Origin of the sequence: Rhizobium mayense (genome assembly GCF_030272705.1) — a bacterium.
GTDB lineage: Bacteria > Pseudomonadota > Alphaproteobacteria > Rhizobiales > Rhizobiaceae > Rhizobium > Rhizobium mayense.
The window spans coordinates 1-22,162 of record NZ_JARFYM010000059.1; the positions used below are offsets into that span (position 1 = coordinate 1).

Genomic DNA, 22,162 nt, shown 5'->3' on the forward strand with positions numbered 1-22,162 from the left:
CGATATCTCGGCTCACTCGTCCAGACCATCGGTCCAGACGAGTGCACCAATTATCTTGTCAATGCTGGATATGCTTCAAACAAAACATGAAGCGCTCTAATTCTTCAGAGGGCTGCGTAGGACAGGCAAAATTGCCAGCATCATTCCGATGGGCGTCGTTGGTGCCTTGACCTAGACTACTCCGAGCGTTCCGTGAACCGTCCGCGAAACGAACTCGCTCGGCACCCGCGGCAAAATTGACTCCGCTCCAACGCTGGAACGCAGCGAAATGCCCTTATTGCCGTCGCAGCCGTGGAAAAGGGCCTCATCGTCCGTTCGATGCAATGCAAGGCGAGTGTCGAACTGATCACTCCTGGCGGCCTCCAGCGGGACCGAGCTCTATCTTCGGATGAAGTGTTCCAGCTCCGCGGCTCACGATGAAGCAGCGGAGCCGCTTGCAACGCGTCATCAATCGCGGATCGGATTGCCTCGCATGTACGAGCCGTAGGGCGCCTGAACAAGCCAACCGGCGTCGACAGGAAGCATTACACCTGTGATCGATGCAGCCTTCTCGGAGCATAGAAACCAGGCTGCTTCAGCGACATGCTCGGGTTCAACAAATGCGCGCAGAGCAGTTGTCGCCTTGATCTCCTCAGGATTTCGCAGGCCTTGAGCAATCTTATCCTTGAGACCATCCGAGAGCGTGTAGCCCGGCGCAACTCCGTTGACGCGAACACCGAATGGACCGAGTTCCGCCGCCAGCATCTGCGTAAGCGAAAGAATGGCGGTTTTCCCTGCGGTGTACGCCGGAAGGGAAAGTGGCGCAAAGCTTGCAAGAGAACCGATGTTCAAGATCGCGCCCTTGCGGGCTTCCTTCATCGCTCGGCCAAAAAGCTGGCATGCCCGCAGGGTGCCATTGTAGTTGGTTTCCCAGAGCCTCTGGTTTTCTTCCAGATCTTGGTCGAGCACACGCGTCCCGCTCTGGAGAATTCCGCCGGAGTTCACCAAAATAGTCGGCGTACCGAACTCCCGCGTTACGCCGGAAAGCAAATCGGCAACTGAGTTCGTGTCATTCACGTCGCAGGACATAAACTTTCCGCGTGCGCCGCGCTGCGCGATCTCATCGGCAACCGCTTCGCCCCTCGCGACATTGCGACCAGACACCACGACGACGCCACCTTCAGCGGCAAATCGCAGGGCGATTGCCTTGCCGATACCGCTGGTCCCGCCAATTACTACAGATACCTTGTCACTCACTTGTGGTCTCCTTGCTCCCGGACGCGAAGAAACTCGCCAAGGAGCTCCATCTGACAATCCATCATTGGTTGGCCGTATTGTACCGGGCAACCCAAGCTTTTGGCGTGGCGGAGCAAGGCCGTATCCTTCGGGTCCATGATGATATCGACGACCGTCATCGAGGCGTCCAGCTTGTCGGCCTGCAACGGCATCGGGTCGTCTGCTTTTAGGCCGATCGGGGTCGCATTGATAATTACATTGTGGCCCTCGGGATTGGGCTCACCGACCTCGACCCGGCATTTCGGGAACTCCGCCGAAATCCGTGCCGCGAGATCGCCAGCGCGATTGGGATCGATGTCATGGATCGTCAGGTGGGTGGCTCCCGCCTCTGCGATGCAGAAGCCGATCGATGCGCCCGCACCACCCGCTCCAACCAGAAGAACCTTCCTTCCGGACAGTTGGTGCCCGCTCCGCCGCATGCCCTCAAGAAAGCCTGCGCCGTCGAAGTTGTCGGCACGCAACCGCCCATCGGCATCCCGGATGACAGCATTGGCTGTCCCTACGCGCTGGGCACGCGGGTTTCGCACGTCAGCGGCTTTCGCGGCATTTGCCTTGAACGGGACGCTGACGATGATGCCTTTGAGGTTAGTCATCGCCTTGAAGTAATCCCAGGCTGTGTCAAACCGATCTGCTTCAACGCAGATAGGAACCATCACGGCGTCGATTGCCTCGTCCGCGAAAAGCTTGTTGAACATCCCCGGCGACTTGACGTGATCGATCGGATTGGAAATCATAAAGTAGACTGAAGATTTTCCCGTTATCATAGATGCACCTTTCTAGGCCACGGTGTGCGATGCAAGGGCTTCGAGCGCCTGCACAAGACCCGAATGATCTTCGTCCTGCTTACCTTGGGAGGCAACGCTGCTGAAGAGCTGTTGGCACGACGATGTGTTTGGCAAGGCCACTCCGAGTGCCTGCGCTGCTTCGAGAGCGAGCGCCAGATCCTTCTGGTGGAGCTTGATGCGAAACCCGGGAGCAAAGGTTCTTTTAATCATCCGCTCGCCGTGAACCTCAAGGATTCGAGACGAAGCGAAACCGCCCATCAATGCGGAGCGCACCTTTGCCGGATCGCATCCCGCCTTGCTTGCAAAGACCAGGGCTTCCGCAACAGCCTCTATATTCATGGCGACAATCATCTGATTTGCGATCTTGCAGATCTGACCGGACCCGCTCTTTTCGCCCACCAGCGTAATATTCTTGCCCATCAGTTCGAACAGCGGCTTCGCGCGTTCAAACGCTGCGGATTTGCCGCCCACCATGATCGTCAGGGATGCCGCTTTCGCTCCGACCTCACCGCCCGAGACGGGCGCATCGATGTAGTCACAGCCAGCTGCCGAGATCTTTGCTGCAAATTCTTCTGTCGCAGTGGGGCTGATCGAGCTCATGTCGATAACAAGCTTGCCGGCAGAAAGTCCTTCGGAGATACCGTTCGTTCCGAAGAGAACACGATCAACATCGGGCGTGTTCGGGAGCATAGTGATAATCACGTCTGCAGCGCGAGCGACCTCTGCAGGGGTGGCCATCACCTGTATTCCGGCCTCGGAAAGCTCTGTGGGCAGCGGCGAACGATTAAGTGATGTGATCACGGCGTGACCCGCGGCAGCCAAGTGTGCGGCCATCGGAGAACCCATGACACCTAGGCCAATAAATCCAATCCTCAAGGCATTTCTCCCACTTTTTACAGAAGAGTGATATGTTATCGTCGCACGGAGATATTACCATGTTGACGGTGTTTGAGGTATGTCATATGTTTTCGTGCGAGTAAAGATGAAACACAGCGAGGCCGTATGGGAAATCTTGTCAATCCGCTCAAGCAGGCTTTGGAGCGCGGTGAACTACAGGTGGGCCTGTGGTGTTCGCTTGGCAGCTCCATCTCGACCGAGGTGGTTGCCGGATCTGGCTTTGATTGGCTTCTTATCGACGCTGAACATAGCCCCAACGACCTCCTTTCGGTCTTGGCGCAACATCAGGCAGCAGGCGCCTTTGATTGTGAAGTCGTGGTTCGCATTCCCGGGAACGACCCGGTTACGATCAAGCGCTATCTCGATATTGGCATCCGCTCTCTGATGTTCCCGAATGTGCAGTCCGTTGAAGAAGCCCGGGCGATCGTGTCAGCGACGCGGTATGCGCCGGAGGGTATCCGCGGTTTTTCCGTCTCGCAGAGAGCGAACCAATATGGCCGGGTGAAGGGTTATCATGCTCGCGCCACGGAAGAGATCTTCCTCGCGCTACAGATCGAAACGGGTGTCGCCGTGAAGGCGGCAAAGGACATTGCGGCGATCGACGGCGTCGACGCTATTTTCGTCGGTCCCGGCGACCTGTCCGCCGACCTCGGAGCGATGGGAAATCCCCTTGCCGGCCATGTTCAGGAAGCAATCAACTCAGTTGTGTCGATCAAGGAAGGCGTTTCCACGGGCATTCTTGCACCGCGCTCGGACGATGCGCGTCGTTACATCGAATGGGGAGCCCGCATGGTAGCAGTCGGCAGCGATCTGGGACTTCTCGTGAACGCTGCAGACAGTCTGGCAGCACAGTTCAAATCAGCCTCGTAGCAATACGAGCGCCCTCTTCTTGGAATTTTTACGGTGATCAGCGGCAGTGCTGCGTGGATGGAGACAATCGGGAATGGCGATCTTGTATAACAGAATTCTCTTGACTGGTGCTGCTGGCAACCTCGGTAAAGAGCTGCGACCGTTTTTGCGCGAGCGCTGCAACAAACTGCGTCTCAGCAGCCGAAGGCCGATAGATTTGGAAGGCGACAACGAGGAGCTTGCGGTCCTCGATCTCGCAGATTTCGAAAAGGTCCTGGAGGCCACGAAGGATGTGGACGCGATCGTCCATATGGGCGGCACGTCGAAGGAAGACACATGGAATAATGTCCTTCAGGGCAATATCGTCGGGATGTACAACCTGTTCGAAGCCTCTCGGCAAAACAAGGTCAAGCGCATCATCTGGGGCAGCTCTGTCCACGCCATTGGCTACCATAAACGGACGGACGTATTGGAGCCGGACTGCGTCACCAAGCCCGATAGCCTCTATGGCGTGTCGAAAGTATTCGGCGAGGGGCTTGCTCAGTACTATTTCGACAAGTTCAAGGTCGAAAGCGTCTCCATTCGGATCGGTTCGAGCTTCCCGAAGGTTGCTGACTGGCGGATGCTGTCCACGTGGCTGAGCTTCGACGACTTGCGGCACTTGGTCGAGCGCAGCCTCATCGTCCCGAAAGTTGATCACACCATCATTTTCGGCTGCTCCAACAACGACCAGAGCTTCTGGGACAATTCCAAGGTCGGGTACATGGGCTACAAGCCGAGGGATAATGCGGAAGATCAGCGCCCTTACCTGGAAGAGAACGTCAAGAAGCCGCCCCACGACGACACCGCGATCACCTATCAGGGCGGTTCTTTCGTCGTCGCCGGCCATTTCGAAGATAAGTGAGCGAACCGATGCAGGCCTCTACCCTCGGAAGATTGTCACCCAAGCCGCAGCGCAGCGACTATGATGTGGTCATTATCGGCGGAGCTGTCAGCGGGAGCTCGACAGCATATTTCCTCGCCATGAATCCGGACTTCAACGGCACTGTGCTGGTTGTCGAAAAGGATTCTACCTACAAATTCTGCGCCACGACGCTCTCGACGAGCGCAATTCGTCAGCAATACTCGAATCCGATCAACGTCAAGATTTCGCAGTTCGGCGTGGAGTTCATTCGAAACTTCCATGACAACGTGCAAGTCGACGGCGAGGCTCCCGAGATCGGATTTCACGAAAATGGCTACCTCTTCTGCGCGACGGACGCAGGCTTGGATATCATTCGGGAGAACGCTGAGATTCAGCAGGCGAACGGCGCAGACACGGTGCTTTTAACTCCTGGAGAAATCCAGGAGAGATTCCCGTTCATCAACGTTGAAGACCTGGCCGGAGGAAGCTGGGGGCGAACCGGGGAAGGCTGGTTCGACAGCTACGGTCTTCTGCAGGGTTTCCGCAAGCGGGCCCGTTCGCTCGGTGTCGAGTATGTGGACAACGAGGTCGTGGACGTGGTGCGTGAGGGAAATCGCATCTCGCACGTCACCCTCAAATCCGGTGAGAAGATTGCGTGCGGCCGTGTTGTCAATGCCGCAGGCAACTTTGGCCCCGGCATCGCTCGGATGGCTGATCTGGAAATCCCGGTCGAACCGCGTCGCCGAAGCATCTTCATCTTCTCCTGCCGCACGCCGATTACGCAGAAGATGCCGAACGTCATCGATCCATCTGGCGTCTTCTGCCGCCCGGAAGGTTCGATGTTCCTTTCCGGCGGCGTTCCTGACCCCGACGTCGCGATCGATCCAAACGATTTCGACGTGGCCTACAACGAATATGAAGAGCAGATCTGGCCTAACATGGCTCACCGGATCCCTCAGTTCGAAGCCATCAAGATGGAGAATTGTTGGGCAGGCCATTACGACTACAACACTCTGGATCACAACGCGATCGTCGGACCCCACGATGAGGTGGAAAACTTCCTCTTCGCAAACGGCTTTAGCGGGCATGGCTTGCAACAGTCGCCTGCAGTCGGCCGTGGCCTGAGCGAACTCCTAACCTACGGCGAGTTCCGTACGCTCGATCTCTCGCCTCTGGGTTTCGGACGGATTCGTCGTAACGAACCGTTCCTCGAGAAGGCAGTTATCTGATGGGATAGGGGCGAGAAGATATGGACGATGAACCTTCTCGCCCGCATCTGGCCAAATCCTGCGACAGGACCACTGCTGGAAATGTCAGCCTCAACGGCAGGCGGATAGCCTCAGTAAGCAGGATCGCAGCGCCTCCATTTCGGTGAGTGAATCCTTCGACGTGCCGACTGATGGTCGGGAAGGGCTCGCGATCCATTGCACCTGTTGCCGTCGTGCGCATCTAGAAATTTGGCCTTCTTCGAGACGTTCATTATCGGAATAAACTGGAGACAAATATGGATTGGCGGCTTGATCCCAAGGCGTTTCTTCGCTCCTTGTTCGAGAGTGCACTCGAGGCTGCGGATCCGGCATCGCAAGTAGCTCGTCACCTGACCGATAAGCCCAGCGGACGCCTGATCGTCATCGGCGCGGGTAAGGCATCGGCAAAAATGGCCAAGGCAGTTGAAACGCATTGGCCAGATGTCGCGATGACGGGTCTCGTGGTGACGAGATACGGCCACGCGGTTCCCTGCGAAATGATCGAAATTGTAGAAGCTGCGCATCCGGTTCCGGACGCAGCTGGCGAGGAGGCTGCCAAACGCATTCTGGAGATGGTCACCGGACTTGATGCGGATGACCTTGTGCTCGTGCTGATATCAGGAGGAGGTTCGTCCCTGCTCAGTCTTCCAGCGCCTGGTCTTAGTCTCGCAGACAAGAAGTCGATCAACGCGGTGCTGCTAAAGTCCGGCGCCACGATCTCTGAGATCAACTGCGTTCGCAAGCACCTGTCGGCGATTAAGGGTGGACGACTAGGGATCCGGATTGCGCCAGCGCGGTCAATCACTCTGCTTATCTCCGACGTGCCAGGCGATGATCCGAAAGTGATAGCTTCCGGCCCAACATTCGGAGAGGAAACTAGCGCTGCCGATGCATTGGATATCCTGAACAGGTATGGAATCTCTGTGTCCAGCGATGTTGAGCGTCATTTGCATTGTCCGTCCGCCGAATGCCCGCGGCCAGATGACGATCGCCTCGCTCGCGCGACTTGGCGAATGATAGCCACACCAAAGATGGCGTTGGAGGCTGCAGCGCAGCGCGCTCAGGCAAATGGCGTCAGGCCAATTATTCTGGGTGATGATCTCGAAGGCGATGCTCGTGAGCTTGGGAAGGCGCATGCGGAATTGGCCCTTCAATATTTAGGGCAGGGGCCAAAAGTCCTGCTGTCAGGCGGGGAAACGAGCGTCAAGGTCGTCGGCAATGGCCGTGGTGGGCGAAACGTTGAATATCTTCTATCCCTCTGCGCCCACCTCGGGGCCAACGCTCAGATATTTGGACTTGCCGCCGATACCGACGGCATAGATGGGATCGAGGAGGTTGCAGGGGCAGTGATCGGTCCCGATACCACCGGCAGGGCTCAAACAAAGGGAATGGACCTGAATGACTTCCTCGATCGAAATGATGCGCACACCTTCTTCGATGCACTAGGAGATCAGATCATAACCGGCCCGACGCTCACAAACGTGAACGACTTCCGGGCAATATTGATCAGCTAGGTAGTCGAAAAGGCGGGGTTTGGCCCCGCCTTTTCGATTTCTTGGGTTAGTGATCAGACCGTAGCGGTCACGATAATCTCGACAAGCATGCCTGGCTTCGTCATCCGAGCCTGACCTGTGGATCGCGCAGGCGCGTGCTCTTTCACCACCCAAGCGTCCCAGACCTTGTTGACTTCATCGAAGTCCCTGAGATCATCGAGCCAAAGGATGACGTTTAGGATCTTCGTCTTGTCGGAGCCTGCGAGCGCAAGAAGGCGATCAATTTTCCCAAGAATTTCAGTTGTTTGCTCTCCAGCCGATTTGCCGGGAGTGGCTACTTGGCCCGTGAGGTAGATCAGGCCGTTGTGCTTTACGGCATGATGAACCCGCGTGTCGAATTCGAAGCGTTCAATGTCACTCATCCGATTTTATCCTATATTTTTCCAGCAAGAGATATGATGACAACTAACAGTGTCACGCCTACCATAGCAAAAATGGTCGCACAGTGCAAAATAGATATGATGACCGTTGACATCTCTTTTGTGAGGAAGTTTACTGACCTCGCTCACACAGATGAGTTTTAACCTCACAGGGGATCGTGAAATGAGAACGAAGAAGGTTTTGGCTTCGGCCGCATCCGCATTGAGCATTCTCGCCGCCACGGTGCTGCTGCCTCATGCAGCAGCCGCCGCTAGCGGTGACACACTGAAGGCCGTGCAGGCTCGAGGTCATCTCGCTTGCACCGGACACAACGGCAGCTTCGAAGGCTTCGCTGAAGTGGACGACAAGGGTAACTGGAAGGGCTTCGACGTCGATTATTGCCGTGCAGTGGCAACTGCCGTTTTTGGTGATCCGTCGAAGGTCGCATTCCTGCCCGTATCCTGGGCCCAGCGCTTCCCCTCGCTCCAATCTGGAGAGCTCGACGTCGTCATCAAGGCAACTGGCTGGACCATGAGCCGCGACACCGAACTGGGTCTTCAGTTCTCCGTACCCTACTTCCTGGGCCTGACCCAGGTGATGGTTCCCAAGTCGCTGGGCGTAAGCGATGTCAAGGGCCTCGAAGGCGGCACCGCCTGCGTCGAAGCCGGAACAAGCACTGAACGCCAGGCCGCAAACTACTTCAAGCGCGTTGGCGTCAACGTCAAGCTGATCACCTTCGAAAAGACGACGGAAGCTCGCGCCGCTTACTTCGGCGGTCGTTGCGACAGCTTCATTCAGTGGGGTCCGAACCTTGCTACGGCTCGACTGGCGGCGCCGAAGCCTGAAGACCACATCATTCTCCCGGATAACCTCGCACTCGAAGCTGAAGCTGCGGTCGTCCGCCAGGGCGACGATCCGTGGTTGGATATCGTGAACTGGACCTTCTTCACGACATGGCTTGCCGAAGAGTATGGCATTACCTCGAAGAACGTCGATGAAATGAAGGCCAAGCCTGCTGACGAAACCGTCGCCAAGCTCCTCGGCGTGACGCCCGGATACGGCTCGCGTCTCGGCCTTCCGGACGACTGGGGTTACAAGGTCATCAAGCTCGTCGGCAACTCCAAGGAAATCTACGACCGCAGCCTCGGCGAAGGCTCTCCGTACAAGCTGCCACGCGGTCTGAACAATCTTTGGAGCAATGGCGGGGTCTTGTATCCTGCAGGTCTTGATTGATCTCTCTGAAGGACCGGAGCCCAAAGGCTCCGGTCCACTGGATCGCCCCGTCATACACGGATGATGTGTGGTTCCGAAATCGGATAGAAGCAATGTTGAACAATCAAAAAACCAGAGACATGGTCGCGCAGGCCGCGCTCGTTTCCGGGGTCGCGATCGCGCTCGTCTACTGTATTCTGCGGATACGGTTCGCCATTCAGGCGCAGGGCATGGTAAGCGGTTTCGGGTTCTTGGGCCGCAGCACAGGATGGGACATATCCTACAGCGTCCTGGACTACTCGATCAGTGATACCTACGCACGCGTCATCCTGATCGGCCTCCTGAACACTATCTTTTCAGGATTGCTAAGCATCGTCGGTGCGACGGTCATCGGTGGATTGATCGGACTTGCCCGCATTTCCCCGAACTTTCTTCTTCGGACGATCGGTGCGACCTACGTCAACTTCTTCCGCAACATTCCTCTGATCCTGCAGATCATCTTCTGGTACCAGATCATTGGGCACCTGCCGCACCCGCGCCAGGCGCTGCAGGTCGGCGGATTGCTTTTCCTCAGCAACCGCGGCCTATATTGGCCGACGCTCGACCTTGCGACCTGGTCTAACTGGACCATGCTCGCGATCGGACTAGCGACTATCGTCGCCATAGCACTCAAGCGTCGTACTCTGGGCCAGGCAAATCTCTCTCGTAGGCAGGCTCTGCTCATCGGGCTTTCGGCTATCGTCGTAATCGCGTTCCTTGGTGCAATTGGACAGGAAAAGCCGATCGACATTCCTCAGCTCGCGGGCCTCAACATCCGTGGTGGAGCGGTTCTTCAGCCCGAACTGTGCGCATTGGTATTCGCTATCTGCCTCTACGGTGGCGCCTACATCGGTGAAGTTGTTCGCTCTGGTTTCATGAGCGTTCGCAGGGGGCAAACCGAAGCTGCTCGTTCGCTCGGATTGAAGCCGTTCCACATCTTTTCGCGGATCCAGCTTCCGCTTGCGATCCGCGCCATGCTGCCAAGCCTTTCCAATCAATATACCCTGGTGATGAAATCGACGACTCTTGGCATCGCGATTGGTTTCTCCGAATTCTTCTTCGTGATCTCGACGTCTATCAACCAGAGCGGCCAAACCCTGGAACTGCTTGCCCTGCTCATGGTCGGCTTCCTTGCGGTGAACCTTTCAATCGGTTTCGCAATGAACTGGCTCGACCGCAGGATGGCCTTGAAGGGCAACTGAGGGAACCAACATGACCATCATCAACCTTCAAACTCCCCAGGTCGTCGAACTGGCTCCGCCATCGGTGTCGCTGGCCGGCTGGATCCGGATCAACCTGTTCAACGGCGTCCTGAGTACGGTCACCACGATCGCGGGATTGTCGTTCTTTGCGTGGATCATTTATGCTGTCGGAAGCTGGGCCTTCGTCAACAGCGTCTGGACATCGCCGACCGCCGAGGGATGCCAGGGGATTACTGGAGCCTGTTGGTCTGTCATCTACGCCAGATCGCGGATCATCCTCTTTGGTCTTTATCCCTATGAGGAGCACTGGCGTTCGGCAACGGCATGCGGTGTAATCGTGCTCGTTGTCTTTCTCTCCTGTATTCCGGCACTATGGACCTTGCTAAGACTGTCCCTCGTGTGGGGCATTGGAGCTATTGTCTTTTACGGCCTGATGCGTGGTGGAGTCCTTGGCCTGAGCGTTGTGCCTACCGATCGCTGGGGTGGCCTCTCTCTCACCGTCTATATTTTCGTATCAGTTTGTCTCATCGGAATGCCGGGTTCGATTGTTCTAGCGTTGGCGCGGCAGTCGAGACTTCCCGTGGTCCGGAAGATGTCGACGATACTGATTGACTGGATTCGCGCCCTTCCTCTGCTCGCCATTTTGTTCTCCGCAGCACTCATCATACCGTTCGCACTGCCCGAGTGGCTCCAGGGAGACAAGCTCACCCGTGTGATTGCGGCGTTCGCACTCTTTTTTGCTTGCTACCAGGCTGAGAACATTCGCGCAGGGATGCAGATCATTCCAGCGGGCCAGGACGAAGCAGCAAAGTCCCTTGGCCTGAACTATTGGCAGCGCACGTCTCGGATCATCTTGCCGCAGGCGTTTCGCAATTCGCTTCCCGCGATGATCAACCAATTCGTGATGACGTTCAAAGACACGTCGGTGATCACGATTGTGGGTTTCTTTGACGTGCTTGCGTCGGCCCAGGCCGCTTTTGGTACCGCGGAGTGGGCGCCTTACTACATCGAAGTCTACGTCTTCGTGGGCTTTATCTACTTCGTCTTCATTTTCAGTCTGTCGCGCTATGGCGTCTACCTGGAGAAGCGCATGAGGGTTGGTCATGAATAACGGGATCGCAGCAGTAACTCTGTCAAAGGTCAACAAGTGGTACGGCGAGTTTCACGTCCTTAAGGATGTGGATCTGAGCGTCGCGAAAGGTCAGAAAATCGTTGTTTGTGGTCCTTCGGGGTCCGGCAAGTCGACGATGATCCGCTGCATCAACCGCTTGGAAGAGCACCAGCGCGGAACGATCTCGGTCTTCGGGACCGAACTCGATGACAACATCAAGAACATCGATGAGATCCGTCGCGAAGTCGGGATGGTGTTTCAACATTTCAACCTCTTCCCGCATATGACCGTGCTCGAGAACTGCACGCTCGCGCCAATGCTAGTGAGGAAGGTGTCTGAGGCCGAAGCTAACAAGGCCGCCATGCGGTTCTTGGAAAAGGTTAGGATTCCGGAGCAAGCCAATAAGTACCCGGGGCAGCTTTCCGGTGGTCAGCAGCAGCGCGTGGCTATCGCACGTTCACTGTGCATGAACCCTGCGGTGATGCTCTTTGACGAACCAACATCAGCGCTTGATCCGGAGATGATTTCTGAAGTTCTGGACGTGATGGTTTCACTTGCGGAAGAGGGCATGACGATGATCTGCGTGACCCACGAGATGGGCTTCGCCCGCAGGGTCGCCGATCGCGTAATCTTCATGGACAAGGGCGAGATCATAGAACAAGGGCCGCCTTCGGAGTTCTTCGACAATCCGAAAAACGACCGCACGAAGCTCTTCTTGAGCCAGATCCTGGCTCATTGATATCGACTTGAGAGGCATGTCATGAAAATTCTTGTCCCAGTGAAGCGGGTGGTTGATTACAACGTGAAGATTCGCGTCAAGCCGGATGGCACGGGTGTTGAGCTCGCCAACGTGAAGATGTCGATGAACCCGTTCGATGAGATCTCCGTCGAAGAGGCTCTGCGGCTGAAGGAAGCCGGCAAGGCTGAGGAAGTGGTCGTCGTCTCGATCGGTCCGGCCAAGGCCGAGGAAACGCTGCGCACCGCGCTCGCCATGGGCGCCGACCGCGCCGTTCTCGTCGAGACTGACGAGACGCTAGAGCCGCTCGCTGTTGCCAAGATCCTGAAGGGCGTTGCCGACGCTGAAAAGCCCGGCCTGATCATCGTTGGCAAGCAGGCGATCGATGACGACTCGAACCAGACTGGCCAGATGCTCGCCGCCCTCCTTGGGCTCGCCCAGGCGACCTTCGCCTCGAAGATCGAGATCGAAGCCAGTGGCCCGGGGGGCAAGGCAACCGTGACCCGCGAAGTCGATGGCGGCCTGCAGACGATCGACGTCAAGCTACCGGCTGTCGTCACCACCGACCTTCGCCTCAACGAGCCGCGCTATGCCTCGCTGCCGAACATCATGAAGGCGAAGAAGAAGCCGCTCGACAAGAAGACACCTGATGATTTCGGCGTCTCCACCGAGCCGCGTATCAAGGTGCTGAAGACCGAAGAGCCGTCCGGCCGCAAGGCTGGCATCAAGGTCAGGTCGGTCGCCGAGCTTGTCGAAAAGCTTAAAGTCGAAGCTGGCGTCCTCTAAGGTTCGAGAAAGGATTCACGACCATGGCCATTCTTCTTTTGGCTGACCACGACAACGCAACCCTTTCCGACCAGACCGGCAAGGCACTGACGGCGGCTTCCAAGATCGCCAAAGATCAGGGAAGCGACGTCCATGTGCTGGTCGCCGGCAAGGGCGCCAAGGCTGCCGCCGATGCGGCTGCCAAGCTCGCAGGCGTCTCCAAGGTTCTGCTCGCCGAAAGCGACGAACTCGCCAACAATCTGGCCGAGCCGCTCTCCGACCTGATCGTTTCGCTGGCAGGCAGCTACGACACGATCATCGCGGCTGCGACCTCGACCGGCAAGAACGTCCTGCCGCGGGTGGCCGCGCTGCTCGATGTCGCCCAGGTCTCGGAGATCATCGAGGTGATCTCGTCGGATACCTTCAAGCGCCCGATCTATGCCGGCAATGCCATCCAGACAGTGCAGGCAACCGACGCGAAGAAGGTTATAACCGTCCGCACCGCCTCCTTTTCCCAGGCCTCCCAAGGCCCCTTTGCTACCGTCGAGAAGGTCCCGACGGTAGCCTTTTCTTCCCATGCCTCTTCCTTCGTGTCTGAAGAGGTTTCCGCCTCCGACCGTCCGGAACTGACCTCGGCCAAGATCATCATCTCCGGTGGGCGGGCGCTTGGTTCGGCCGAGAATTTCAAAGAGGTCATCCTTCCGGTTGCCGACAAACTCGGAGCGGCAGTCGGCGCAAGCCGCGCCGCGGTCGATGCCGGTTATGCCCCGAACGACTGGCAGGTCGGCCAGACTGGCAAAGTCGTCGCCCCGCAGCTCTATATCGCCTGCGGCATCTCCGGCGCGATCCAGCATCTCGCCGGCATGAAAGACTCGAAGGTCATCGTCGCCATCAACAAGGATGAGGAAGCGCCAATCTTCCAGGTCGCCGATTACGGCCTCGTCGCGGACATTTTCGAAGCCCTGCCCGAATTGGCGCGGACTATTTAGTTGCGGCGGCAGGCTCGACCTGCTGCACGCAATCATGTTCTCGACCGGGGGCGGTCGAAGGAGGAAACAGGCATGGTTAGCCGAATTGCCATAGTAACAGGCGCATCTTCCGGGATTGGCGCTGCCACCGCCTTGAGGCTGGCTGGCCGGTATAGGGGGCTCGTCCTCCACGCCAGAAAGTCTTCCTCCGCCCTCGAAGAGATTGCCGACCAAGTTCGTGCGGCGGGAACCGAGGCTGTTACTCTGCTCGGCAATCTGACCGACGCCTCCTTTGGGTCGCGCCTGGTGGACGCAGCGCGAGTTCAGTGGGGACAGTTGGACTGCGTGGTAGCCAACGCAGGATTTCCAATCCTGAAGGCGTTTGAGGAAGGCACGGTCGATGATCTCGATTATGCCTTCAAGGGCAATGTCTACAGCCTCTTTGCGCTGGCGAGAGCTGCGTCGCCATTGCTGAAGCACTCCGATTCAGGACGTATAGTCGCAGTGGGAAGCTTCACGTCCCACGTCTTTCGCACTGACATCAGGCAGTTCCCTATGTCCGCCGCATCAAAGGGGGCTGTTGAAACAGCTGTCAGAAGCCTTGCTATGCATTTTGCTGACCACGGGGTGACGGTAAATTGCGTCGTACCCGGTTTTGTCCGGAAGCCGAGTGGATCGGAGGACAGCGTGTCCGATGAAGAACTCGAAGCAAATCTCGCGCGTATTCCGTTGAAACGAGCCGGACAGCCCAAGGACGTTGCAGCTGCAATCGAATTCCTGCTGTCGGAAGACGCGTCGTACATCACTGGCCAGTCTCTTCATGTGAACGGCGGCCTCATCTAGTTGCACCTTGAACGATCGCAAAGGATCGAAGATGCAGTCATACAGCGCGCTATCGCCTGAGTTTCCCCAACAACATGGGGGAAGGGCTATGAGAAAAATTGAGTTCGGTCTCCGAGCGCCCAATGCTCGACCCGCTCCTGTGCAGTCGTTCGCGAATGCTCTGTGTGAGCTTCTCCTTGCGGCCACTGCACCGGACATGGCCAGCTTCGTTGCTGGGCAAATCTATTCCAGACTGCACCGCATCGGGATGCTACGGGCGGGCGGTGCTGACGACGTCCTTCAGCCGGAGGCTTGGTGGAGCGCACTGGAATTGGCAGGAAAACGTGATCGACAGCTCACGAGAATGGTCGAAGCGCTTTCTCTGATGTCACCAATGCTGATCTGGACCAAAGGACGGTCCGGCCCGTTTGCCAGCGCAAACTATGCGATTGGCCACGGCAGTGCGATGATCGTTGGGCCGGGAGGGCTTGAAGATAGAGACGACGTCCAAATAAGTCTCACGCTCACCGAGCCGTATTGCCGTTCTCCTGATCGTGCCGCCTCAGAGCGGCAGATTTTCCTCTTCCTGTCGTCGGCGCAGATCTCAATCGGGGACGGAGCGTGGAACGCGGTGACACCTGGTTCGATCGCTGTGATCGAAGCCGGAAGCAAGTCTGCGATGAGATACACGCGAGACCCTCTGTTGGCAGTTCGATGCAAAATCGAAGATGTACGGCGGTAATCACAACAGACAGGACTGAGTAGAATATTGGATAACGTTTCTGCACGCGAAAGAATGGAATTCGACGTGGTGATCGTCGGCGGTGGGCCGGCCGGCCTGTCGGCCGCGATCCGCCTGAAGCAGGTCAATCCGGATCTTTCGGTCGTCGTCTTGGAGAAGGGTGCCGAAGTCGGCGCGCATATCCTCTCGGGCGCCGTCGTCGATCCTGTTGGTATCGACCGCCTGCTGCCGGACTGGCGCAGCGAGAGCGATCATCCCTTCAAGACCGAGGTCAAGGACGATCACTTCCTGCTGCTCGGCCCCGCCGGCTCGATCCGCCTGCCGAATTTCGCCATGCCGCCGCTGATGAACAATCACGGCAATTACATCGTCTCGCTCGGCAACGTCTGTCGCTGGCTGGCGGGCCACGCGGAAGCGCTCGGCGTCGAAATCTATCCGGGCTTTGCCGCCACCGAAGTGCTCTATAACGACGAGGGTGCTGTCATCGGCGTCGCCACCGGCGACATGGGCATCGAGAAGAACGGCGAACCCGGCCCGAACTTTACCCGCGGCATGGAACTGCTCGGCAAATACGTACTGATCGGGGAGGGCGTGCGCGGCTCGCTCGCCAAGCAGCTCATTGCCAAGTTCGATCTGCAGAAGGATCGCGAGCCCCAGAAATTCGGTATCGGCATCAAGGAACTGTGGCAGGTCAAGCCTGAAAACCACAAGCAGGGCCTCGTGCAGCACTCCTTCGGCTGGCCGCTCGGCATGGCGGCGGGCGGCGGCTCGTTCCTCTATCACCTCGAAGACAACATGGTCGCCGTCGGCTTCGTCGTGCACCTGAACTACAAGAATCCCTACCTCTACCCCTTCGAGGAATTCCAGCGCTTCAAGACGCATCCAGCGATCCGCACCACCTTCGAGGGCGGCAAGCGCTTGTCGTACGGCGCTCGTGCCATCACCGAGGGCGGCTACCAGTCGGTGCCGAAGCTGACCTTCCCGGGCGGCGCGCTGATCGGTTGCTCGGCCGGTTTCGTCAACGTTCCTCGCATCAAGGGCAGCCACAATGCCGTGCTGTCCGGGATGCTCGCGGCGGAAAAGATCGCCGCCGCGATCGAAGCGGGACGCGCCAATGACGAGGTCGCCGAGATCGAGACCGAATGGCGCAAGACTGATATCGGCAAGGACCTGAAGAAGGTCCGCAACGTCAAGCCGCTCTGGTCGAAGTTCGGCACGCTCGTTGGCATCGGCCTCGGCGGTCTCGACATGTGGACCAACACGCTGTTCGGCTTCTCCTTCTTCGGCACGCTCGGCCACGGCAAGACCGACGCCGCCTCGCTGGAACCTGCCTCACAGCACAAGAAGATCGATTATCCGAAGCCCGACGGCGTTCTCACCTTCGACCGTCTCTCCTCGGTGTTCCTGTCGAACACCAACCACGAGGAAGACCAGCCGGTACATCTGAGGGTCGGGGACATGGCTCTGCAGAAGTCGTCCGAGCACGACATCTACGCCGGTCCCTCGACCCGCTACTGTCCTGCCGGCGTCTACGAATGGGTGGAGACGGACAGCAAGGACACCTACGTCATCAACGCCCAGAACTGCGTCCACTGCAAGACCTGCGATATCAAGGATCCGAACCAGAACATCAACTGGGTCCCGCCCCAGGGCGGCGAGGGGCCCGTGTACCCGAACATGTGAAATTGAAAATCAGAGCTGATTTTAGCAGCCAGGATCGACGCCAGGCCGAGCGGACATCTGTGCGCCGAAAATAGCTCGCGGACATCAAGGAGGATAAGACTATGACCGTGAACCCCAAAATTGACGTGGATTCTACACTCGAGCCGACGTTCCTCGATAGCGTGGGAACATATATCGACAGGGCTTTCGAACACCTCAGCCTGTCAGATGGGCTGGCCCAAAGGATCCGGGAGTGCAACTCGACCTATACCGTTCGCTTCGGGGTACGCCTGCGCGGAAAAATGTTCAGTTTCGTTGGCTGGCGCTCTGTCCATAGTGAGCACGTCGAACCAGTCAAGGGAGGTATACGATACGACCCCGGCGCCCACGCGGAAGAGGTGGAGGCTCTAGCGGCTCTTATGAGTTTGAAATGCGCGTTGGTGGACGTGCCCTTCGGTGGTTCGAAGGGCGCGCTTCGGATCGATCCCAAGGAATGGGACGTGCATGAGCTGGAGCGTATCACCCGCAGATTCACACAGGAACTGGCGAAGCGAAACCTCATTTCGCCCGGTCAGAATGTTCCAGCTCCGGACATGGGCACAAGCGAACGCGAAATGGCCTGGATGGCGGACGAGTATCGCCGAACGGGTCCTTCAGACATCACCAATGCCAACGCTTGCGTGACGGGCAAGCCCCTCTCGAGAGGTGGGATCGCGGGCCGCACCGAAGCAACTGGCCGGGGCGTTCAGTACGCCATCCACTCCTATCTTCGCGACGAGAGAAGGGGCGGGATCAGCGGCAACCGGGATCTTTCAAAAATGACTGTCGTGGTTCAGGGCTTCGGCAACGTCGGCTACCACGCCGCCAAATTTCTTAGCGAAGAGGACGGTGCAAAAATTATTTGCGTAATTGAACGCGACGGATATGTGCTGAACCCGTCGGGGCTCGATATCGAAGCGCTGAAGCACCATCATTTGGCTTACGGTTCAATACTTGGCTTTGCAGGTGCAGAGAGCCATGCTGATAGTGCCGAAGGGCTCACCACACCTTGCGACATTCTTATCCCGGCTGCGATGGAAAGCGTTATTACAAGAAGGAACGCTCATCTCATCCGGGCGTCGCTGATCGCGGAGGCGGCCAACGGTCCGATCTCGTTCGAAGCGGAAGACATCCTGTATTCCAAGGGCACTGTTATACTGCCAGACCTGTTCGTGAATGCAGGTGGCGTGATCGTGAGCTACTTCGAGTGGGTTAAGAACATTACGCATATTCCCTTCGGATTGATGGAGCGTCGCAGAAGGGAGCGAAGAAATGTCAATATCGCCAGCGCGCTGGAAACCATGACAGGTCAGTCGTTTCCACCCGCGATGCGAGACGAGTTTCTTGAAGGCGGCAGCGAGATCGACCTTGTCCGCTCGGGGCTGGAGGACGTGATGAGGGCCGCTTACGACCAGATCTCATCCACCCTCGCATCCCGTCCGGATGTCAAGGATTTCCGAACGGCTTCCTATTGCATAGCGCTGAACCGCATCGCCGAGGCTTATAAGGCTATCGGGATTTAGCAATTGAAAACGAGGTTGCCGTTGGCTGGCAGTCTACGGCTGGTGGCCTAGCCGAACGACCATATTAGGGTGACGCTCGCTCAAACCCTTTAGAGCGAGCAAGCTTCTCTGTTCTTTTGCCCGATCAAACGTATAGCTTCCCGGTTCGACCCCGTGATCCCAGCCCCAGCGTGTGTGACAGGCGTCACCGGTAAGAAGGACCGCACCGTCAGCTGTGCGGGCCACGAAGGAAACATGGCCGGCAGTATGCCCGGGCGTTAAGATGGAGAAGAGCGTTTCATCCCCGAAAACATCGATGACGCCATCGAATTTTTCATTTGGATCCTTGGCGAATTGAAATTCCTGAATGGCCGGCCTGCCTTCGAAGAACTTGTTTTCCATCCCCTGGACGAAGAGGTTCTGTAACTGTTTGGTATTGGCTTCGCCAAACCCGGTATAGAAGGGTATGTCGAGCGGAATATCCGGCATGCCGGAAACATGATCGAAGTGAAGATGCGTCATGAACACGCCTTTGAGCGGAACGCCCTTCGACTGGACTGCTGACAGGGGTTCGTTGCGCACCTTCATCCGGTCGAGTTTCGCGAACTTCCGGATCACCATGCCCACCCCGACCGCTTTGGGGTCCTGCACGAAGCGCTTCGAGACGCCGGTATCGATCATGAACGCGCCGTGGACCGGATGCCGCAGAAGATGGGTATAAATCTCTATCGGCTCCTCCCGATCCTTCAGACCGGCCTTGACGGCGGTGGGGTGCTTGAGATTGAGCAATCCGGAAAGAGGAGCCACCCAATCTGCGCTGGGGATGGTCTCAACCTCGATCGGTCCAGGCTTGTCGATCAAAGCCTCCATGGCTGACGAACTGATCGGCCGCCCCAGATTTGCTGCCGTTGTTTGATGCTTGGTCTGCATAAAGCATGCGATGCACATATTGGTCTCCCGTTAATATTGGCCGCTCCCGACGTGAACCGCATTGATCGTGGAACGGTGGGAACCTATGTTATATATGAAGAATCTCTCAGGTTTTGGATTCGCTTATGGAAAACGGCTTGTCACCATTACTAAACCCCCGAAAATCACCGCGTCAGGAGCGATCCATCGCCACCGTGGACGCGATCTTCGAAGCAACCATTCAGGTTTTGTCGAGCGATGGACTGATCGGATTGAACACCACGCGTGTGGCGCGCCGAGCCGGCGTTTCGGTTGGCACTCTCTATCAATATTACCCGAACAAGCAGGCGTTGCTGTTCGCGGTTCTGGAGCGACACCTCGTCGTGCTAGCAGCCGCAATTGAAAAAGCTTGCGACGAAAACCTCACCGCCAGAGCCGACGAGCTCGCAGAGGCTGTGGTGAAAGCTTATCTTCGGGCGCAGATGGCGCAAGCAGAGGTCTCTCCGGCCCTTTATCGCATCTCCTTGGAACTCGACGCTCGGGCGTTAATCGACATGGCTACTCGGAGAAGCGTTACAGCAATCGGAGCTGCGCTGGCTAGTGCGATTGACGCCCAGTATGCCGACCCGCATCTGGTCGCTCAAACCCTGACGGCGGCGCTTTTCGGAACGGTTCCGGCCTTCTGTCACCGGGTATTGGCCCCCGCCGATGGTAGGGAAGCTGAAAAACAGCTCACAATTATGTTTCGCTCCTATCTCGCCGCGCACCAAAGCGGCGTTTCCGGAAGCTAAGAGGTGATACTGACGGTCTTGTCCGGCGAGATGCGACAGCGTCGCAATCCCGATCGATCGGCTACGAAGAGGCGTTGAGCCACCATTCCTCTGTGCGGGCCAAGAGGGCCCAGAGATCGCGAGCCAAATATCGTCGACAATTACACAACTGTTGCGATGCGCCGCCAGGGCCTGAACCTGATGAGCCGCGGGGCACGCTTCGTTTCCTAGCCATGCCCCGTTGCGTGAGCGTGCGATCACGAGCGAAAGCCATGCTTTTCATCGTCGTTGCCATATGGTGACTGGGACCAAACTGCGGGTCCAAAGCCAACCTGCCGGAACAAATGAAATTAGGCCTTCAGCCAATCGCATCAATTGCCTCGTGCAATTTCAAAGAGGTATGACGTTGGGAGTTCTTACTTCAGAAAATCGCGAAGATCCGCGAGCAGAAGTCCGATTTGCTCGCGGCGCAGCCAAGCCACAACAAGACAAAGAGCAAGTAGAACAAGAGCCGGCGCCGGCGATGTATGCAACCGTACCAAGTGCGCTATTGTAGCGCCGAACATCGTGGCCGCCAGCCAAAGGGCGCCGAGAGCGCTCACGCGCGGTGCTAATAAAGCAAGTGCACCGATGATCTCCACGGCTGCCGTGATATAACGGAATGCCTGGCCCAATCCTATTTGCTCAAAACTCTCAACCATCATCGGCACCGAGGCCAATTTAGCTCCGGCCGCAGCAACAAATGCGAGAGCGAGTAGAACCTGAAGGATCCAGGCGGTGATATTCGAGCTTCGGTTCGAGGCGGGATAGTTCGAAATTTGCATCATGACTTACCTTCACTTTGATGGTATAAATTTTTATCTAAGTTAAAATAGCTGACCGACATGAGCGCGCAAGAAGGCAAAATTTCCTTACTCAGTCAAACGGATATGACCATTGGGGGGATCCCACATCATCCAGCGGAATGCGCAGGCATTAACGAAGTCCTTGCGCGCGTCGGAGATAAGTGGAGCGTGCTCGTCGTCATGTTGTTGCGTGATGGGCCACGGCGGTTTAACCAGCTGAAGCGCGACGTGGCTGGTATTTCACAGCACATGCTCACGATTACCCTACGAGGATTGGAACGGGACGGTCTTGTTACCCGAACGGTATTTCCGACGATCCCTCCGCGAGTGGACTATGAGTTGACGCCACTTGGACACTCTTTGCGGGCACCCGTTGAGGCTCTAGGAAAATGGGCCATGGCCCATCAGTCGGCCATCAAGGCCGCACAACGTTCGTTCGATGCAAGGAAGAACGCCTGAGCGGCACCATCAATCTCCCGCGCTTGCTCTCAACATGACGATTCTTCAAATCTCTTCCTTGAATAAGCATTAGGACCCTTTAACCGGCCCCGTATCAGAACGTCTGACCCCGTCCTGACGAGAATAGGGATCAAGTGGCCGCCTAGTTTCGAATGCGACACGCGCACGCCCTAAGCCGGGCTTGTTCGTTTTGGGTGATGCTGAACATGGCGGCTGGCTCGGAGTGATCGGCTTTTGAGGGCCGGTGCGGCACGGCAGAGCGACCGCGCCGGAGGACGAGGAGCGCATCATGCGATCGGTCGCTCATTATGTCGACACAAGCAGTCCATTTTGCATCGCTCATCGCAGAACGATGATGTTATTCGACAGCTTTGTCGGAACGATAGCGTAACCCATCCATAAACAACCCGACCATCCGCTGCGGATCAGTTGGCTCGCCGCACATGGGTGGCACGCATAACATCCCGATGCCGTGCAGGAGCTCGTTCGCCATCACTCCCGAGCGTATC

The 22,162-nt window shown here is 57.2% G+C and carries 22 protein-coding genes; 16 read left to right on the forward strand and 6 right to left on the reverse strand.

Features of this window, described 5'->3' with window-relative positions; genetic code table 11:
* Nucleotides 1–447: 447 nt before the first annotated feature.
* Genes PY649_RS33265 through PY649_RS33275 form a run of 3 tightly spaced genes read right to left on the reverse strand, consistent with a single transcriptional unit; the run spans nt 448 to nt 2,936 of the window.
* The gene (locus PY649_RS33265) at nt 448–1,236 is read right to left on the reverse strand and encodes an SDR family NAD(P)-dependent oxidoreductase (protein ID WP_285873269.1); all 789 of its coding nucleotides are present in this window, start codon (nt 1,234–1,236) and stop codon (nt 448–450) included.
* On the reverse strand, nt 1,233–2,039 hold the full coding sequence (locus tag PY649_RS33270) for a shikimate dehydrogenase family protein (RefSeq protein WP_349644460.1): 807 nt from the start codon (nt 2,037–2,039) through the stop codon (nt 1,233–1,235). The genes PY649_RS33265 and PY649_RS33270 overlap by 4 nt, the downstream gene beginning before the upstream one ends.
* A 12-nt stretch (nt 2,040–2,051) precedes the next feature.
* Entirely contained in the window at nt 2,052–2,936 is an 885-nt protein-coding gene (locus tag PY649_RS33275) for a 2-hydroxy-3-oxopropionate reductase (protein WP_285873271.1), read from the reverse strand.
* A gap of 126 nt (nt 2,937–3,062) precedes the next feature.
* Between PY649_RS33275 and PY649_RS33280 the strand changes: the two genes are divergently transcribed.
* The 4 genes from PY649_RS33280 to PY649_RS33295 all read left to right on the forward strand — a co-directional run bounded on the left by PY649_RS33280 (nt 3,063) and on the right by PY649_RS33295 (nt 7,471).
* On the forward strand, nt 3,063–3,827 hold the full coding sequence (locus PY649_RS33280) for an HpcH/HpaI aldolase family protein (protein ID WP_285873273.1): 765 nt from the start codon (nt 3,063–3,065) through the stop codon (nt 3,825–3,827).
* Nucleotides 3,828–3,900: 73 nt separating this feature from the next.
* Nucleotides 3,901–4,710, forward strand: a complete 810-nt coding sequence (locus tag PY649_RS33285) for an NAD-dependent epimerase/dehydratase family protein (protein ID WP_285873275.1) — start codon at nt 3,901–3,903, stop codon at nt 4,708–4,710.
* Between the two features lie 8 nt (nt 4,711–4,718).
* Nucleotides 4,719–5,939 carry an NAD(P)/FAD-dependent oxidoreductase gene (locus tag PY649_RS33290; RefSeq protein ID WP_285873302.1) on the forward strand — a complete coding sequence of 407 codons (1,221 nt, stop codon included), beginning with the start codon at nt 4,719–4,721 and terminating at the stop codon, nt 5,937–5,939.
* A gap of 275 nt (nt 5,940–6,214) precedes the next feature.
* Entirely contained in the window at nt 6,215–7,471 is a 1,257-nt protein-coding gene (locus PY649_RS33295; RefSeq protein WP_285873277.1) for a glycerate kinase type-2 family protein, read from the forward strand.
* Between the two features lie 53 nt (nt 7,472–7,524).
* On the opposite strand, the gene PY649_RS33300 is transcribed toward PY649_RS33295, so the two are convergent.
* Complete coding sequence (locus tag PY649_RS33300) at nt 7,525–7,872, reverse strand: RidA family protein (protein ID WP_285873279.1); 348 nt, start codon at nt 7,870–7,872, stop codon at nt 7,525–7,527.
* A 181-nt stretch (nt 7,873–8,053) separates the two neighbouring features.
* Here PY649_RS33300 and PY649_RS33305 point away from each other — a divergent pair, with 181 nt between their 5' ends.
* From PY649_RS33305 to PY649_RS33350, 10 genes are all read left to right on the forward strand, one after another.
* Nucleotides 8,054–9,103: an amino acid ABC transporter substrate-binding protein gene (locus tag PY649_RS33305; protein WP_285873282.1), complete on the forward strand. Its 1,050-nt coding sequence runs from the start codon at nt 8,054–8,056 to the stop codon at nt 9,101–9,103.
* A 92-nt stretch (nt 9,104–9,195) separates the two neighbouring features.
* Nucleotides 9,196–10,323 (forward strand): amino acid ABC transporter permease, encoded by a 1,128-nt coding sequence (locus tag PY649_RS33310; protein ID WP_285873284.1) that lies wholly within the window; start codon nt 9,196–9,198, stop codon nt 10,321–10,323.
* A 10-nt stretch (nt 10,324–10,333) separates the two neighbouring features.
* The gene (locus PY649_RS33315) at nt 10,334–11,434 is read left to right on the forward strand and encodes an amino acid ABC transporter permease (RefSeq protein ID WP_285873287.1); all 1,101 of its coding nucleotides are present in this window, start codon (nt 10,334–10,336) and stop codon (nt 11,432–11,434) included.
* Nucleotides 11,427–12,173 carry an amino acid ABC transporter ATP-binding protein gene (locus tag PY649_RS33320; RefSeq protein ID WP_285873289.1) on the forward strand — a complete coding sequence of 249 codons (747 nt, stop codon included), beginning with the start codon at nt 11,427–11,429 and terminating at the stop codon, nt 12,171–12,173. The genes PY649_RS33315 and PY649_RS33320 overlap by 8 nt, the downstream gene beginning before the upstream one ends.
* 21 nt (nt 12,174–12,194) lie before the next feature.
* Nucleotides 12,195–12,956, forward strand: coding sequence for an electron transfer flavoprotein subunit beta/FixA family protein (locus PY649_RS33325; protein ID WP_285873290.1), 762 nt, complete (start codon nt 12,195–12,197; stop codon nt 12,954–12,956).
* Between the two features lie 23 nt (nt 12,957–12,979).
* Nucleotides 12,980–13,924, forward strand: a complete 945-nt coding sequence (locus PY649_RS33330) for an electron transfer flavoprotein subunit alpha/FixB family protein (RefSeq protein WP_285873291.1) — start codon at nt 12,980–12,982, stop codon at nt 13,922–13,924.
* Nucleotides 13,925–13,996: 72 nt separating this feature from the next.
* Nucleotides 13,997–14,746, forward strand: coding sequence for an SDR family NAD(P)-dependent oxidoreductase (locus PY649_RS33335; RefSeq protein WP_285873292.1), 750 nt, complete (start codon nt 13,997–13,999; stop codon nt 14,744–14,746).
* Nucleotides 14,747–14,834: 88 nt separating this feature from the next.
* Complete coding sequence (locus tag PY649_RS33340; RefSeq protein ID WP_285873293.1) at nt 14,835–15,467, forward strand: dimethylsulfonioproprionate lyase family protein; 633 nt, start codon at nt 14,835–14,837, stop codon at nt 15,465–15,467.
* A 54-nt stretch (nt 15,468–15,521) separates the two neighbouring features.
* Nucleotides 15,522–17,150 (forward strand): electron transfer flavoprotein-ubiquinone oxidoreductase, encoded by a 1,629-nt coding sequence (locus PY649_RS33345; protein WP_285873294.1) that lies wholly within the window; start codon nt 15,522–15,524, stop codon nt 17,148–17,150.
* A gap of 101 nt (nt 17,151–17,251) precedes the next feature.
* Nucleotides 17,252–18,691: a Glu/Leu/Phe/Val family dehydrogenase gene (locus tag PY649_RS33350; protein ID WP_285873295.1), complete on the forward strand. Its 1,440-nt coding sequence runs from the start codon at nt 17,252–17,254 to the stop codon at nt 18,689–18,691.
* A gap of 33 nt (nt 18,692–18,724) precedes the next feature.
* Here PY649_RS33350 and PY649_RS33355 read toward each other — a convergent pair whose 3' ends face one another.
* Nucleotides 18,725–19,618: an MBL fold metallo-hydrolase gene (locus PY649_RS33355; RefSeq protein ID WP_285873296.1), complete on the reverse strand. Its 894-nt coding sequence runs from the start codon at nt 19,616–19,618 to the stop codon at nt 18,725–18,727.
* 107 nt (nt 19,619–19,725) lie between these two features.
* Between PY649_RS33355 and PY649_RS33360 the strand changes: the two genes are divergently transcribed.
* On the forward strand, nt 19,726–20,370 hold the full coding sequence (locus PY649_RS33360) for a TetR/AcrR family transcriptional regulator (protein ID WP_285873297.1): 645 nt from the start codon (nt 19,726–19,728) through the stop codon (nt 20,368–20,370).
* A gap of 395 nt (nt 20,371–20,765) precedes the next feature.
* Here PY649_RS33360 and PY649_RS33365 read toward each other — a convergent pair whose 3' ends face one another.
* Nucleotides 20,766–21,176, reverse strand: a complete 411-nt coding sequence (locus PY649_RS33365; RefSeq protein WP_285873299.1) for a DoxX family protein — start codon at nt 21,174–21,176, stop codon at nt 20,766–20,768.
* 102 nt (nt 21,177–21,278) lie between these two features.
* Between PY649_RS33365 and PY649_RS33370 the strand changes: the two genes are divergently transcribed.
* Nucleotides 21,279–21,653: a winged helix-turn-helix transcriptional regulator gene (locus PY649_RS33370; RefSeq protein ID WP_285873303.1), complete on the forward strand. Its 375-nt coding sequence runs from the start codon at nt 21,279–21,281 to the stop codon at nt 21,651–21,653.
* Nucleotides 21,654–22,162: the final 509 nt, after the last annotated feature.